Annotated in this window: 12 protein-coding genes and 1 tRNA gene; all 13 read left to right on the forward strand. The window is 52.3% G+C overall.

What is annotated here, in order from left to right:
- The first annotated feature begins 693 nt into the window (after positions 1 to 693).
- Positions 694 to 770: transfer RNA gene (locus tag J0A66_RS21105), tRNA-Trp, on the forward strand.
- 141 nt (positions 771 to 911) lie between these two features.
- The gene (secE, locus tag J0A66_RS21110; protein WP_206575851.1) at positions 912 to 1,289 is read left to right on the forward strand and encodes a preprotein translocase subunit SecE; all 378 of its coding nucleotides are present in this window, start codon (positions 912 to 914) and stop codon (positions 1,287 to 1,289) included.
- 1 nt (position 1,290) lies between these two features.
- The gene (nusG, locus tag J0A66_RS21115; RefSeq protein WP_206575852.1) at positions 1,291 to 1,827 is read left to right on the forward strand and encodes a transcription termination/antitermination protein NusG; all 537 of its coding nucleotides are present in this window, start codon (positions 1,291 to 1,293) and stop codon (positions 1,825 to 1,827) included.
- A 175-nt stretch (positions 1,828 to 2,002) separates the two neighbouring features.
- Positions 2,003 to 2,431, forward strand: a complete 429-nt coding sequence (rplK, locus tag J0A66_RS21120; RefSeq protein ID WP_206575853.1) for a 50S ribosomal protein L11 — start codon at positions 2,003 to 2,005, stop codon at positions 2,429 to 2,431.
- A 4-nt stretch (positions 2,432 to 2,435) separates the two neighbouring features.
- A complete protein-coding gene (rplA, locus tag J0A66_RS21125) occupies positions 2,436 to 3,131 on the forward strand; it encodes a 50S ribosomal protein L1 (protein WP_206575854.1) in 696 nt (231 codons plus the stop codon).
- A gap of 250 nt (positions 3,132 to 3,381) precedes the next feature.
- The gene (gene rplJ, locus J0A66_RS21130) at positions 3,382 to 3,876 is read left to right on the forward strand and encodes a 50S ribosomal protein L10 (protein ID WP_206575855.1); all 495 of its coding nucleotides are present in this window, start codon (positions 3,382 to 3,384) and stop codon (positions 3,874 to 3,876) included.
- Between the two features lie 64 nt (positions 3,877 to 3,940).
- The gene (gene rplL, locus J0A66_RS21135) at positions 3,941 to 4,309 is read left to right on the forward strand and encodes a 50S ribosomal protein L7/L12 (RefSeq protein ID WP_206575856.1); all 369 of its coding nucleotides are present in this window, start codon (positions 3,941 to 3,943) and stop codon (positions 4,307 to 4,309) included.
- A gap of 291 nt (positions 4,310 to 4,600) precedes the next feature.
- The gene (gene rpoB / locus J0A66_RS21140) at positions 4,601 to 8,629 is read left to right on the forward strand and encodes a DNA-directed RNA polymerase subunit beta (RefSeq protein ID WP_206575861.1); all 4,029 of its coding nucleotides are present in this window, start codon (positions 4,601 to 4,603) and stop codon (positions 8,627 to 8,629) included.
- 76 nt (positions 8,630 to 8,705) lie between these two features.
- Positions 8,706 to 12,890 carry a DNA-directed RNA polymerase subunit beta' gene (gene rpoC, locus J0A66_RS21145; RefSeq protein ID WP_206575857.1) on the forward strand — a complete coding sequence of 1,395 codons (4,185 nt, stop codon included), beginning with the start codon at positions 8,706 to 8,708 and terminating at the stop codon, positions 12,888 to 12,890.
- Positions 12,891 to 13,148: 258 nt separating this feature from the next.
- Complete coding sequence (rpsL, locus tag J0A66_RS21150) at positions 13,149 to 13,523, forward strand: 30S ribosomal protein S12 (RefSeq protein ID WP_206575858.1); 375 nt, start codon at positions 13,149 to 13,151, stop codon at positions 13,521 to 13,523.
- A 79-nt stretch (positions 13,524 to 13,602) separates the two neighbouring features.
- The gene (gene rpsG, locus J0A66_RS21155) at positions 13,603 to 14,073 is read left to right on the forward strand and encodes a 30S ribosomal protein S7 (RefSeq protein ID WP_206575859.1); all 471 of its coding nucleotides are present in this window, start codon (positions 13,603 to 13,605) and stop codon (positions 14,071 to 14,073) included.
- Positions 14,074 to 14,094: 21 nt separating this feature from the next.
- Positions 14,095 to 16,200 carry an elongation factor G gene (gene fusA, locus J0A66_RS21160; protein ID WP_206575860.1) on the forward strand — a complete coding sequence of 702 codons (2,106 nt, stop codon included), beginning with the start codon at positions 14,095 to 14,097 and terminating at the stop codon, positions 16,198 to 16,200.
- 65 nt (positions 16,201 to 16,265) lie between these two features.
- Positions 16,266 to 16,392 (forward strand): GTP-binding protein (locus tag J0A66_RS21165; protein WP_241264361.1); only part of this gene is annotated, 127 nt, incomplete at its 3' end.

The following is a 16,392-nucleotide window of genomic DNA, read 5'->3' on the forward strand; positions in this document are numbered from 1 at the left end:
AGCAAAAAGGCCGCACACTGCGGCCTTTTTCGTACAGGCAGTTTTTTTATGAACTACTTCCATGTAGTTAACCTGCGCTGCAGGCCAGCTAAAGCTGTTCCCTGGCGTTCCCTACGCCATGGTGCTCTTGCAAAAACTGCACTTCCGCCATCCCTGGCGGTCGTAGTGCGGGCGTCGTATCTAAGATCATCGACTAATTCGCCTGGAGCGAATTTACTCACCACCTCCCTGTGGTTCGTCCTTCGGAGCCGCTAAAGCGGTTGATGATTGCTCCAGGCAATCATGCTGAACAGCCGGAGGCTGGCCCGTAAGGGCGCAGGGCAGGGTGAAAACGGAATAAGGAACAGCAAACTGTTTTGCTGTTTCCCGTTTGAACGATCCGAGCTCTGCGAAGGGCTGGGCAGCCCGAAGTACTAATATCGGAATTTAGGTTTGAAAGGCTCCTTCGGGAGCCTTTTTGCCTTGTTCTCCAATCATCCTTGCCGTATGCGCAGTTTAAAAAGCAATGCAATCTCGAAGGGTTTATCCGCCGCGTGTTGTTGGCTGCCTTTGTGTGCTTGTACAGATGAGACCTGGCGAAGCGTCAAGCTTGTATAACAAGATTCAACAGGTATAATACCGCACCCTCCTTATGCTCGATTCAACTTCTTCCTTCAGATAAAGACGAATTCACCGCATAAGAGGATTGTTTTTAGGGGTGTAGTTCCAATTGGTAGAACAGCGGTCTCCAAAACCGACGGTTGGGGGTTCGAATCCCTCCACCCCTGCCAGTTTATTGAAGGATTCTGGCACTATGTGCCAAATCTAGACAACAGGACAGGCCTGATCTCTAAGAGATTCAGACCGTGATTTAGCACAGGGCTCTTGTCTGTTCGGACAAGGGAAAGAAACCGTAGTAATAGGTAATTTGCATGAGCGTCAATACAGAAAATACATCCGGTGCAATGGATTCAGTAAAATGGATACTGGTCATTGGTCTGCTGGTAGCGGCTATTGCCGGTAACTATGTCTATGAAGAGCTGTCTGTACTGATTCGTGCGGTCTCGGTTGTCGCTTTGGTGGTGGTAGCAGGTCTGATAGCTGCAAACACCGAGAAAGGGGCCCGCTTCCTGAACTTTGCCAAAGAATCCCGGATGGAAGTACGTAAGGTCGTCTGGCCAACCCGCCAGGAAGCCACACAGACAACCTTGATTGTTTTGGCCGCAACAGTGGTCGTTGCCTTGGTATTGTGGGGGCTGGATGGCATTCTGGTGCGTCTGGTATCACTGGTAACAGGACTGGGAGTTTAAGATGGCTGATAAAAAATGGTATGTGGTTCAGGCCTTTTCCGGCTATGAAGGCAGGGTTAAAAAGTCATTGCTTGAGCATATCAAGATCCATGGTATGGAAGATTACTTTGGTGAGATCCTGGTTCCTACCGAAGAAGTGGTAGAAATGCGGGCGGGCCAGAAGCGCAAGAGTGAAAGGAAGTTCTTCCCTGGCTATGTACTGGTCGAAATGGAAATGAATGAAGATTCATGGCATTTAGTTAAGTCAGTGCCCCGCGTACTGGGTTTCATCGGCGGTACCTCTGATCGCCCAGCCCCCATCACTAAACGTGAAGCGGATGCTATTTTGAATCGCCTTCAGGAATCTGTGGATAAGCCTAAGCCGAAAACACTGTTCGAACCAGGTGAAGTGGTTCGTGTCACCGAAGGTCCTTTTGCGGATTTCAATGGTGTTGTAGAAGAAGTGGACTACGAGAAGAGCCGTCTGAAAGTATCCGTTCTGATCTTTGGTCGTTCTACGCCGGTTGATTTGGAATTCGGCCAGGTCGAGAAAGGCTAATCGACACCGGATAGCAAAGATACCAAGTCCAAAATCGCCAATTTAGCAAGTTTCGGCTTGAACCGGGCTGCAGATTAAAATATAATCCGCAGCCCATTTTTATCGAACGGGGAGCCGTTTGAGTAAGCATCCTCAATGCTTACGAGGCGTTTTACCCAAATTAGAGGTCAATAACATGGCAAAGAAAGTCAAAGGCTTGATTAAGCTTCAAGTCGCTGCGGGTTCTGCTAACCCCAGTCCACCAGTCGGTCCAGCCCTGGGTCAGCATGGTGTAAATATCATGGAATTCTGTAAGGCGTTTAACGCTAAGACAGACAACCTGGAAAAAGGTGCTCCTGTACCTGTGGTCATCACGGTTTATGAAGATCGTTCATTTACCTTTGAAACCAAGACTCCTCCTGCTTCTTACCTGTTGAAAAAAGCAGCCGGTCTGAAGAGTGGTTCTGCCCGTCCCAACACTGACAAAGTGGGCAAGGTAACCCGTGCGCAATTGGAAGAAATTGCCAAGGTTAAGGAACCCGATCTGACAGCTGCCGATTTGGACGCAGCGGTAAATACAATCGCTGGCTCTGCTCGTAGCATGGGCTTGGTAGTAGAGGGCTAATCAGATGGCTAAATTGACCAAACGTATGCGCGTCATCAAAGAAAAAGTTGACGCCACTAAAGAATATGAAATCAACGAAGCGGTTGCCCTGCTCAAAGAGCTGGCCACTGCTAAGTTTGCCGAAAGCCTGGACGTGGCTATTAACCTGGGTGTTGATCCGCGTAAATCTGACCAGAACGTGCGTGGCGCCACAGTGCTGCCACACGGTACTGGTAAAGACGTACGTGTAGCTGTGTTTACACAGGGTGCCAATGCCGAAGCAGCCAAGGCTGCCGGTGCTGACATCGTCGGCATGGAAGATCTGGCCGAACGGGTCAAGAAAGGTGAAATGCCTTTTGACGTGGTTATCGCCTCTCCAGACGCGATGCGCGTAGTGGGTACTTTGGGCCAGATCCTGGGTCCCCGCGGCCTGATGCCAAACCCCAAGACGGGTACTGTCACTCCTGATGTAGTGACTGCCGTTAAGAACGCCAAGGCTGGTCAGGTCCGTTACCGTAACGACAAGAACGGTATTATCCATGCCAGTATCGGCAAGGTGAGCTTCGAAGCAAACCAGATCAAGGAAAACCTGGAGTCACTGTTGGACGCCCTGCGTAAGGCCAAGCCTTCCACTGCCAAGGGTACCTATGTGAAGAAGGTCAGCCTGAGCACCACTATGGGTGCCGGTGTGACAATAGACCAGGCCACATTGGCTGGTTAATCCGACGAGATTCGGATTAATAAAGGTTATGGGTTGGAGTCTCGTTAAGAGGCTTCCGTCCAAGACCGCAGGCGCGTAACAGGGACTTTTGTTGTCCTGAACGCTTAATCCACAAGCCTGCGCAGACGGTGAAGACCCCAGAAGAATTTAGATTCCTTCTGGTTTCTCACCGTAAATCGCGCGCCGGTACGGTATCGGCGATGTGTAGGAAACCAGACGTAAGTCTGGATGAACCAGGAGTTAAGAGCCAATGGCTATTAAGCTTGAAGACAAAAAGGCAATTGTTGCTGAAGTCACTGAAGCTGCCAAAGGTGCTTTATCTGCGGTAGTCGCAGACGCTCGTGGTGTCACTGTAGGCAAGATCACTGTTCTGCGTCAGCAGGCCCGTGATGCCGGTGTATGGATGAAAGTTGTCCGTAATACTCTGGCCCGCCGCGCAGTAGAAGGCACCGAGTTCGAGTGTCTGAAAGATGTATTCGTAGGCCCAACTGTTATTGCCTTTTCCAAGGAGCACCCCGGTGCTGCAGCGCGGATCTTCAAAGATTTCGCTAAAGACAATAAAGCATTTGAGCTGAAAGGTGCGGCTTTCAACGGCGAAACCGTTAATTTTGAACTGCTTGCCTCGTTGCCAACTTACGACGAAGCGATTGCACGTTTGATGAGCACCATGAAAGAAGCAGCTGCAGGCAAACTTGTACGTACAATTGCCGCGGTTCGCGACCAGAAACAAGAGCAAGCTGCCTGATTTTATTGGCAGCCTGAGTAAAAGTTTAATCGGGGTTATCCCCCTTAATTTGGGAATCTGAGAAATGTCAGTGACTAAAGAGCAAATCTTAGACGCTATCGCAGAAATGTCCGTAATGGACGTTGTTGAACTGGTATCTGCGATGGAAGAGAAATTCGGCGTATCTGCCGCTGCTGCCGTAGCCGTTGCTGCTGGCGGTGGTGAAGCTGCTGCTGAAGAGAAAACAGAATTCGACGTAATTCTGGCTGAAATCGGCGGTAACAAAGTTGCCGTAATCAAAGCAGTACGTGCCGCTACCGGTCTGGGCCTGAAAGAAGCCAAAGACATGGTAGAAGCTGCTCCTAAAGCCATCAAAGAAGGCGTGAGCAAAGATGACGCTGAAGCACTGAAGAAAGAGCTTGAAGAAGCTGGTGCTAAAGTTGAAATCAAATAATCTGTCGAAAGACAGATTATTTGCCTGATTTCAGGCAAAGGCTGGTGATCATTTGATCACCAGCCTTTTTGCGCTGTAGGATAGAGCACTTACACCGTTTATTGCCTATCCGTAATTTGCGCACGGGACTGTCCACCTAGTATTCAACGATGCCACTTTTTTTGGTGATGTATTGATGCAATACCAGATTGGCGACATCCCCTAAACGGTGCTGGAAGTTTGTCTAAGGCTCATCGTCTGATGAGTGCAGTAAAGGCAAGTTGGGTCAAAAATCAGCAGGCTGAGGAACCCATGGTTTACTCCTATAGCGAAAAGAAACGTATTCGTAAGAATTTTGGCAAACGCCCGCAGGTATTGGAAATACCTTATCTTCTGTCAATCCAGCTAGATTCATTCAAGAAGTTCATCGAAATTGACCCAGATGGTCAGTATGGGCTGGAAGCGGCATTTCGATCAGTATTTCCAATTAAGAGTTATTCCGGTAACTCTGAACTGCAGTATGTGAGCTACCGCTTAGGCGAGCCGGTGTTTGATGTTAAAGAATGTCAAATCCGCGGCGTCACCTATTCTGCACCACTGCGGGTGAAGTTGCGTATGGTGTTGTTCGACAAGGAAGCAGCGCCAGGCACAGTGAAGGACATAAAGGAACAGGAAGTCTACATGGGCGAAATTCCGCTCATGACAGAAAACGGTACTTTTGTCATTAATGGTACTGAACGAGTTATTGTTTCTCAGCTGCATCGTTCGCCCGGCGTGTTCTTTGACCACGATAAGGGTAAGACCCACTCTTCCGGTAAGGTACTGTATAACGCCAGGGTAATCCCCTACCGCGGTTCCTGGCTGGATTTCGAATTTGATCCGAAAGACAATCTGTTTGTCCGTATTGACCGTCGCCGTAAACTGCCAGCCACCATTATTTTGCGCGCCCTGGACATGGGCACCGAAGAGATCCTGAATTTGTTCTTCGAGAAGAACCATGTCCGTATCACTGACGATAAGTTAATGATGGACATCGTTCCGGATCGACTCCGTGGTGAAACCGCCCAGTTCGACATTCTGGATAAAGAAGGCAATGTGCTGGTAGAAGCCGGACGCCGGATTTCTGCCCGCCATACCCGCCAGTTGGAAAAGGCCGACATTACCGAACTGGAAGTGCCTGCTGAATACCTGGCCGGAAAAGTCATGGCTCGCACCTACGTGGACGAGAAGACTGGCGAAGTCATCGTCAATGCCAATGACGAGCTGACGCTTGAAGCCCTGCTGGGTTTGAGAAAGGCCGGCTTTAAGAGCTTCGAAACACTCTATATCAACGAGCTGGATCACGGTTCCTATATTTCCGATACGCTGCGGATCGATTCTACCAGCAACCGTCTGGAAGCACTGGTTGAGATCTATCGCATGATGCGTCCTGGTGAGCCACCGACGAAGGATGCAGCGGAAACCCTGTTCGACAACCTGTTCTTCTCCGATGACCGCTATGACCTCTCATCAGTGGGAAGAATGAAGTTCAACCGCCGTCTGGGCCGTGATGAGTTGACAGGTGAAGGTACGCTGGATAAGGACGATATCGTCTCTGTTATGCGCCAGTTGATTGCCATTCGTGACGGTAAAGATGAAGTGGACGATATCGACCACCTGGGTAACCGCCGTATCCGTTCTGTTGGTGAGATGGCCGAGAACCAGTTCCGGGTCGGTCTGGTGCGCGTTGAGCGGGCAGTAAAAGAGCGTTTGAGTCTGGGTGATCTGGACAACGTGATGCCTCAGGATCTGATCAATGCCAAACCAATTTCTGCGGCGGTCAAAGAGTTCTTTGGTTCAAGCCAGCTGTCTCAGTTTATGGATCAGAATAACCCGTTGTCGGAAGTGACCCACAAGCGTCGTATTTCTGCCTTGGGCCCCGGTGGTCTGACCCGTGAGCGTGCCGGCTTTGAGGTGCGTGACGTACACGTAACGCACTATGGCCGTGTGTGTCCGATTGAGACGCCTGAAGGCCCGAACATCGGTCTGATCAATTCATTGTCAACCTATGCCCGTACCAACGATTTCGGTTTCCTGGAAACTCCTTACCGTAAGATCGTCGACGGCATTGTCACTGACGAGATTGAATACCTGTCCGCCATTGAAGAAGGCCAGTACGCAATAGCCCAGGCCAATGCCGAGCTGGATGCACAAAGTCGCCTGGCAGACGAACTGGTTTCCTGTCGTTACCGTGGTGAATTCACGCTGATGCCCAGCAGTGATATCACCTATATGGACGTTTCGCCTCAGCAGATCGTCTCCGTTGCTGCGAGTATTATTCCGTTCCTGGAGCACGATGATGCTAACCGGGCCCTGATGGGTGCGAACATGCAGCGTCAGGCCGTTCCTACCCTGCGTGCGGAAAAGCCGCTGGTGGGCACCGGTATGGAAAAAACTATTGCGGTTGACTCTGGTGTAACAGTGGTTGCCAAGCGTGGTGGGGTGGTGGATTACGTTGATGCCAGCCGTATAGTAATCAAGGTCAATGAAGAAGAGACCTACGCTGGTGAAGCCGGTATCGACATCTACAACCTGACCAAATACACCCGTTCCAACCAGAACACCTGTATCAATCAGAAGCCTACCTGTAAGGTCGGCGAGCCGATTGTTGCCGGTGATGTGCTGGCCGACGGTCCGTCAACGGACTTGGGTGAACTGGCTTTGGGTCAGAACATGCGTGTGGCCTTTATGCCCTGGAATGGCTTCAACTTCGAAGACTCCATTCTGATCTCTGAGCGTGTGGTGGAAGAGGACAGATTCACTACCATCCATATTCAGGAGCTGAGCTGTATCGCCCGTGATACCAAGCTTGGGCCGGAGGAAATCACCGCCGATATCCCCAACGTGGGTGAGTCTGCCTTGTCCAAGCTGGATGAGTCCGGTGTGGTTTACATCGGTGCCGAAGTCAAAGGCGGTGACATCCTGGTCGGTAAGGTAACGCCCAAGGGTGAGACGCAACTGACGCCGGAAGAGAAGCTGTTGCGTGCCATTTTCGGTGAGAAAGCGTCTGACGTTAAGGATACCTCACTGCGTGTACCCAACTCGGTTCACGGCACAGTTATTGACGTACAGGTCTTTACCCGTGATGGCGTTGAAAAAGACAAGCGCGCTCTGGAAATCGAGGATATGCAGCTTCGTCAGGTCAAGAAAGATCTGTCTGATGAGTTCAATATCCTGGCCGAAGGCACCTTCTCACGCGCCCGCAACCTGCTGGTTAACAATGGCGTGAAGGAAGAGAAGCTGGATGGTCTGCCCCGTGAGAAGTGGTTCGATATCAGCCTCAAGGATGAAGACGCCCAGTCCGATCTGGATCAGATTGCCGATCAATACGGCGAGATCAAGACTGAGTTCGACAAGAAGTTTGAAGTCAAGCGTCGCAAGATTACTCAGGGTGACGATCTGGCACCTGGCGTTCTGAAAATCGTCAAGGTTTACCTGGCGGTGAAGCGTATGATCCAGCCGGGTGATAAGATGGCCGGTCGCCACGGTAACAAGGGTGTAATTTCTACCATCATGCCGGTGGAGGATATGCCTTACGACGAACATGGTCAGCCCGTCGATATCGTACTGAACCCGTTGGGTGTACCTTCGCGGATGAACATAGGTCAGGTACTCGAAACCCACCTGGGTATGGCGGCCCATGGTATCGGCGCCAAGATTGAACGCATGATTAAGGAAGAGCAGGATAAAGCCAAGCTGCGTGACTTTATCAAGGAAGTCTATGCGCTGGGTGAGTCGCACCAGAAAGTCGATATCGACAGCTTCAGTGACGACGAGATTGCCCGCCTGGCTGATAATCTGCGCAGAGGTCTGCCCATCGCCACACCAGTGTTTGATGGTGCTACCGAAGAAGAGATCAAGCAGATGCTGACCCTGGCCGACATCCCGGAAGATGGTCAGATCACCCTGTACGACGGTCGTACCGGTCGCTCCTTTGAGCGTAAGGTGACGGTTGGTTACATGTACATGCTGAAACTGAATCACCTGGTCGATGACAAGATGCATGCCCGTTCCACTGGCTCTTACAGCCTGGTTACCCAGCAACCGCTGGGAGGAAAGGCACAATTCGGTGGTCAGCGTTTCGGAGAGATGGAGGTATGGGCACTGGAAGCTTACGGTGCTGCCTACACTCTGCAGGAAATGCTGACGGTCAAGTCCGACGACGTGAATGGTCGTACCAAGATGTATAAGAACATCGTGGACGGCGATCATCGGATGGAGCCTGGTATGCCGGAGTCCTTCAACGTACTGCTGAAGGAAATCCGCTCACTGGGTATCAACATCGAGTTGGAAGAAAACTAAGCCGACGCCGGTATTCAAGGGCATGCGGGGAGCCCGGTGGGCTCCCCAAGGTTAATGACTCCGCAGGGAGAAAATCGTGAAAGATTTATTGAAGTTTCTGAAGCAGCAGAATAAGACCGAAGAGTTCGACAATATCCGTATCGGTCTGGCTTCACCGGACATGATCCGTTCCTGGTCTTTTGGTGAAGTGAAAAAGCCCGAGACCATCAACTATCGTACCTTCAAGCCGGAGCGTGACGGCTTGTTCTGTGCACGTATCTTTGGCCCGGTTAAAGACTATGAATGCCTGTGCGGCAAGTACAAGCGCCTCAAGCATCGTGGCGTGATCTGTGAAAAGTGTGGTGTCGAAGTCACCCTGACCAAAGTACGCCGTGAACGTATGGGGCATATTGAACTGGCCAGCCCCGTGGCGCATATCTGGTTCCTCAAATCACTGCCGTCCCGCATCGGTTTGATGCTGGATATGACATTGCGCGATATCGAGCGCGTGCTTTATTTTGAAAGCTATGTGGTCACCGAACCGGGTATGACAACCCTGGAGCGTTCACAGTTGCTGTCTGAGGAAGAATACCTGGATGCACTGGAAGAGCATGGTGATGAATTCGAAGCCAAGATGGGTGCGGAGGCGGTCTTTGACCTGCTTAAGGCATTGGATGTGGATGGCGACGTTGCAGCCATGCGTGAAGAGCTGCCCAGCATCAATTCCGAGACCAAGCGCAAGAAGGTGACTAAGCGTCTGAAGCTGCTTGAGTCCTTCCAGCAGTCCGGTAACCGTCCTGAGTGGATGATCCTGACCGTATTGCCGGTATTACCACCGGATCTGCGTCCTTTGGTTCCTCTGGACGGCGGACGCTTTGCAACATCCGACCTGAACGATTTGTACCGTCGGGTGATAAACCGTAACAACCGTCTGAAGCGCCTGCTGGATCTGGCCGCCCCTGACATCATTGTGCGTAACGAAAAGCGCATGCTGCAGGAAGCGGTGGACGCCCTGTTGGATAACGGCCGCCGTGGCCGCGCTATTACCGGTTCCAACAAGCGCCCCCTGAAGTCCCTGGCAGATATGATCAAGGGTAAACAGGGTCGTTTCCGTCAGAACCTGTTGGGTAAGCGAGTTGACTACTCCGGCCGTTCCGTTATTACCGTGGGTCCAACATTGCGTCTGCATCAGTGCGGCCTGCCCAAGAAAATGGCGCTGGAGCTGTTCAAGCCATTCATTTACGGCAAGCTGGAAGGTCGTGGCCTGGCCACCACCATCAAAGCCGCCAAGAAAATGGTTGAGCGTGAAGCCCCTGAGGTTTGGGATGTACTGGATGAAGTGATCCGCGAACACCCGGTACTGCTGAACCGTGCCCCTACGCTGCACCGTCTGGGTATCCAGGCTTTCGAACCCACCCTGATCGAAGGTAAGGCGATTCAGTTGCACCCCTTGGTGTGTGCGGCATACAACGCCGACTTCGACGGTGACCAGATGGCCGTTCACGTTCCCCTGACCATCGAAGCACAGCTTGAAGCCCGTGCCCTGATGATGTCTACCAACAACATCCTGTCGCCAGCCAACGGTGAACCTATCATCGTTCCTTCTCAGGACGTGGTATTGGGTCTGTACTACATGACCCGTGACCGTGTTAACGGCAAAGGCGAAGGCATGGTGTTCAAGAACGCCCACGAAGCCGAGAAGGCCTACCGCACCGATGTGGCCGAGCTGCATGCCCGGGTCAAGGTGCGTATTCGTGAGTTCGATGTGGATGAGGCCGGCAACAAGACGGAAAAAGTTACCCTGACCGATACTACGGTGGGTCGTGCCATTCTGTCTTTGATTCTGCCTCAGGGTCTGCCGTTTGAACTGATCAACCAGGCGATGGGCAAAAAGCAGATTTCCCGTCTGCTCAACGCCAGTTATCGTGCCCTGGGTCTGAAAGACACGGTGATCGCTGCTGACCAAATCATGTATACGGGTTTCCATTACGCCATGATCGCCGGTGCCTCCATCGGTATCGATGATATGGTGATCCCGGATGAGAAAGCCGAAATCATCGATGCTGCCGAAGCCGAAGTGGCTGAAATCCAGGAGCAGTTCCAGTCTGGTCTGGTCACCGCCGGTGAGCGTTACAACAAGGTTATCGATATCTGGTCTGCCGCCAACGAGCGTGTATCCAAAGCCATGATGGCCAACCTGTCCAAAGAGCAGGTTAAGAACCGTGACGGAGAAATGGAAGAACAGCCTTCTTTCAACTCCGTTTATATGATGGCCGACTCCGGCGCCCGGGGTAGTGCGGCGCAGATTCGTCAGTTGGCAGGTATGCGTGGTCTGATGGCGAAACCTGACGGTTCCATCATCGAAACCCCCATCACGGCAAACTTCCGTGAAGGTCTGAACGTACTGCAGTACTTCATCTCCACCCACGGTGCACGTAAAGGCTTGGCCGATACGGCCCTGAAGACAGCCAACTCCGGTTACCTGACACGTCGTCTGGTGGATGTGGCTCAGGATCTGGTCATCAATAATGACGACTGCGGTACCTTTGAAGGGGTGAAAATGACTCCCCTCATCGAAGGTGGTGACGTGGTTGAGCCATTGCGCGAGCGGGTGCTGGGTCGTACGGTTGCCGAGGATCTGATCAAACCAGGTACGGACGAAGTCCTGGTGGAGCGCAACGTGATTCTTGACGAAGCCCTGGTGGATTTGTTGGAGTCCCACTCCATCGACCAGGTTATCGTGCGCTCTGTTATTACCTGTGAGAACGACTTCGGCGTGTGCGCCAAGTGCTACGGACGTGATCTGGCCCGTGGTCACCAGGTAGGTATTGGTGAGGCTGTGGGTGTTATCGCCGCCCAGTCCATCGGTGAGCCTGGTACCCAGCTGACCATGCGTACCTTCCACATCGGTGGTGCGGCCTCAAGAGCCTCGGCTGAAAACTCGGTTCAGGTAAAAACTTCCGGAACCCTGAAGCTGCATAATGCCAAATATGTACTGAATTCGGACGATAAGGTGGTGATTACCTCCCGGTCAACCGAGATTACTATCATTGACGACCAGGGCCGTGAGCGTGAGCGTTACAAGGTACCTTATGGTGCCATCCTGACCGTCAATGATGGCGCCAAGGTACAGGCCGGTGAAGTTGTGGCGAACTGGGATCCGCATTCGCATCCCATTATCACTGAGCGCCAGGCCAAGATCAGCTTTGCCGACGTGGATGACAGTAACACCGAGATGCAGCAGGACGAGCTGACAGGCCTGACCCGTATCGTGGTCAAGGACCTGAGCAAGGCCAATGTTAAAGAGCCCAAGCTGATTCTGGAAACATCCGAGCATGGTCTGCAGGAAATCCGTCTGCCCAGCTTCACCACTATTGAAGCTATCGACGGTGCTACAGCCAAGGCCGGTGACGTATTGGCGCGTATCCCGCAGGAAAGTTCCAAAACACGGGATATCACCGGTGGTCTGCCTCGGGTTGCCGACCTGTTCGAAGCCCGTAAGCCCAAAGAGCCGGCTATCCTGGCCGAAATTACCGGTACTATCAATTTTGGTAAGGAAACCAAAGGTAAGAAACGTCTGGTCATCGTCCCTGAGCAGGGTGAAGCCTACGAAGAGATGATTCCAAAGTGGCGTCAGCTTAACGTATTCGAAGGTGAGAAGGTCGAACGCGGCGAAGTCATTGCCGACGGTCCGGAGTCTCCACACGATATCCTGCGCCTGCGCGGAATCAGTGCGGTTTCCAACTATATCGTCAATGAAGTGCAGGACGTCTATCGTCTGCAAGGCGTGAAGATCAACGATAAGCACATCGAGGTCGTTATTCGCCAGATGTTGCGTAAGTGTCTGATCACGCATCCAGGCGACAGCCAGTTCCTGGAAGGCGAGCAGGTGGAAGTGTCCAACGTCAAGATTGCCAATCGCCATCTTGAGAAGCAGGGCAAAATTCCGGCTCAGTATGAAACTCAGTTGCTGGGTATCACCAAAGCCTCCTTGTCTACCGAGTCGTTCATCTCTGCGGCCTCATTCCAGGAGACAACACGGGTACTGACCGAAGCGGCGGTGCAAGGCAAGGAAGACGACCTGCGCGGCCTGAAGGAAAACGTGATTGTCGGTCGCCTGATTCCGGCTGGTACCGGCTTTGCCTACCACCAGAAGCGTCAGCGCAGAAGACTGGAAGCCGAGCACATGGAAGATCCTTCCGTGTCGGCGGCAGAAGCCGAACAGGCCCTGTCTGATGCCCTTAATGCTGAGGTTACCGACAGTAACAACACCGAAGATTAAGACCGGGCCCGCTCCCGGCTATGCTACCCTTAAGCGAATGCGTAAAGGGGCGTAAGCCGGGAACGGGTTGACAGCTCAATCTTTGGTCTATAGAATTCCGCGACCCTTTTTCAGGGTAGCGGATTTTTTGTTTGGATGGATCCAAACAGATCGCCGACTTCAGGATGTCACAGGCGGTCAGCATCGCCTTTCCGTTTAGGTGGAACAGGCAAGATTCGCGATTTTTCAGTAGTAGTTATTTTTATCAGGAGCTAGTTAATGGCAACAGTTAACCAGTTGGTGCGCAAGCCACGCCAGAAGATCGTTGAGAAAAGCAACGTTCCGGCGCTGGAAGCCTGCCCACAAAGACGTGGTGTATGTACTCGCGTATATACCACCACTCCAAAGAAGCCGAACTCCGCACTGCGTAAAGTGTGCCGTGTTCGCCTGACTAACGGTTTCGAAGTCAGTTCATACATCGGTGGTGAAGGCCACAACCTCCAGGAGCACAGCGTTGTTTTGATCCGTGGTGGTCGTGTTAAGGATCTGCCAGGTGTACGTTACCACACAGTTCGCGGCACGCTGGATTGCGCCGGCGTCAGCGCGCGTAAGCAAGGCCGTTCAAAGTACGGCGCGAAAAGGCCCAAATCCTGACGGTTCTCCGTTTAGTAAGGCCAAACTGAAGTATTAATCAGAGTTTTGGGTTATCCCTGAATTCAACGGAGAATAGAAAATGCCTAGAAGAAGAGTCGTAGGTCAACGTAAAATCCTACCCGATCCTAAGTTCGGATCATTGTTGCTTGCCAAGTTCATGAACGTTGTCATGCTGGATGGCAAAAAATCTACTGCTGAAAAAATCGTATACGGTGCACTCGACATCGTTGCCGAAAAAACCGGCAAAGCACATCTCGATGTGTTCGAGGATGCCCTGGACAATATCCGTCCTGCCGTGGAAGTTAAATCCCGCCGTGTAGGTGGTTCTACTTATCAGGTGCCTGTAGAAGTGCGTCCTGTTCGTCGTAATGCCCTGGGCATGCGTTGGATGGTAGAAGCCGCCCGTAAGCGTGGTGAAAAGTCCATGGCTCAGCGCCTGGCAGCTGAAATGCTGGAAGCGTCAGAGAACAAAGGCTCAGCGGTTAAGAAGCGTGAAGACGTACACCGTATGGCCGAAGCCAACAAGGCATTTGCTCACTACCGCTGGTAATGACAGGCGAAAGAGGACTCTATGGCTCGCAAGACCCCAATTGAGCGCTACCGGAATATCGGTATTGTCGCTCACGTGGATGCTGGTAAAACCACAACGACCGAGCGCGTACTCTTCTACACTGGTTTGTCTCACAAGATCGGTGAGGTTCATGATGGTGCTGCCACCATGGACTGGATGGAGCAGGAGCAGGAGCGTGGTATTACTATCACCTCCGCCGCTACCACCTGTTTCTGGGCTGGCATGAACCAACAGTTCGAGCAGCACAGAATCAACATCATCGATACTCCAGGGCACGTGGATTTCACTATCGAAGTCGAACGTTCCCTGCGGGTGTTGGATGGTGCCGTAGTGGTATTCTGTGGCTCGTCCGGTGTTGAACCGCAGTCTGAAACCGTCTGGCGCCAGGCAGACAAATATCATGTGCCACGCCTGGTGTTCGTCAACAAAATGGACCGGGCCGGCGCAGATTTCGAGCGGGTCGTCAAACAGATCCGCAAACGCCTGGGTGCCACCTGTGTGCCGATACAACTGAATATTGGTGCCGAAGAAAACTTCAAAGGTGTGATCGATCTGATCAAGATGAAGGCCATCAATTGGAACGAAGCGGACCAGGGGATGACCTTCAGCTACGAAGAGATCCCTGCCGATATCATGGACAAGGCGGAACAATTCCGCATGGAAATGATTGAGGCCGCCGCCGAAGGTTCCGAAGCGCTGATGGAGAAGTATCTGGAAGGTGGAGAGCTGAGCGAAGACGAGATCAGGCAAGGGTTGCGTGCGCGTACCTTGCGCAATGAAATCGTGCTGGCAACTTGTGGCTCTGCTTTCAAGAACAAAGGGGTTCAGGCGGTGCTTGATGCGGTGGTGGATTTCCTCCCGGCGCCAATCGAAGTACCTGCCATCAAAGGACATCTGGATGATGCCGACGAGTCTGAGGCTGAGCGTCATGCAGATGACAGCGAGCCCTTCTCTGCCCTGGCGTTCAAGATCGCTACAGACCCGTTCGTCGGCACCCTGACGTTTTTCCGCTGCTATTCCGGCGTGGTCAATTCCGGCGATACGGTATACAACTCGGTCAAGGCCAAGCGTGAGCGTTTTGGGCGGATCGTGCAAATGCATGCCAACAGCCGCGAAGAGATCAAGGAAGTGCGGGCAGGAGACATCGCTGCTGCCATCGGCTTAAAGGATGTGACTACCGGGGATACGCTTTGTGATCCCAACAATGTCATCATCCTTGAGAAGATGGACTTTCCTGACCCTGTTATCTCGGTCGCCGTGGAGCCACGCTCCCAGGCTGACCAGGAAAAAATGGGCATTGCGCTGGGTAAACTGGCCGCAGAAGATCCTTCCTTCCGGGTCTCCACCGATGAGGAGTCAGGTCAGACGATTATCTCGGGTATGGGCGAACTGCACCTGGATATCATCGTCGATCGTATGAAGCGTGAGTTCAAGGTGGAGTGCAACGTGGGTAAGCCACAGGTTGCGTACCGGGAAACGATTCGCAAGTCGGTGGAAGTGGAAGGTAAGTTCGTTCGTCAGTCTGGAGGACGAGGCCAGTTTGGTCATGTCTGGCTGAAGATCGAGCCTCAGGAAGAAGGCGCCGGATATGAGTTCGTCAATGCCGTCGTCGGCGGAGTGATTCCCAAGGAATACATTCCGGCTGTCGACAAAGGTATTCAGGAACAGATGCAAAACGGTGTAATAGCCGGTTATCCGGTACTGGATGTGAAAGTGACTCTGTTTGACGGGTCCTATCACGATGTTGACTCTTCTGAAATGGCGTTTAAGATCGCAGGTTCGATGGGCTTCAGAAAAGGGGCCGCTCAGGCGAGTCCTGTGTTGCTTGAGCCGACCATGAAAGTTGAAGTCACCACTCCTGAAGAGTGGATGGGTGATGTTGTGGGTGACCTGAATCGTCGTCGCGGTATCATCGAAGGCATGGAAGACGGCGTTGCCGGTATCAAGATAGTGGCTGCAAAGGTGCCACTGTCCGAGATGTTCGGCTATGCTACTGATCTGCGCAGCGCGACCCAGGGTCGGGCGTCCTATTCCATGGAATTCTTTAATTACGCGGAAGCGCCCAGCAACGTGGCTAACGCGATTATTGAAGCTAGAAAATCTTAATGAAGGTCTGGTCCGGTAATCTGCGAACGCAGGGGGCCGGACTTTTAACTTAGGAAATTAGTAAAATGGCAAAAGAAAAGTTTGAACGTAAAAAGCCGCACGTAAACGTGGGCACCATCGGTCACGTAGACCACGGTAAGACCACTTTGACAGCGGCGATCACATCGGTACTGGCGAAGACCTACGGAGGTT

The sequence above is a fragment of the Bowmanella dokdonensis genome, from assembly GCF_017254865.1.
Classification (GTDB): Bacteria; Pseudomonadota; Gammaproteobacteria; order Enterobacterales; family Alteromonadaceae; genus Bowmanella; species Bowmanella dokdonensis.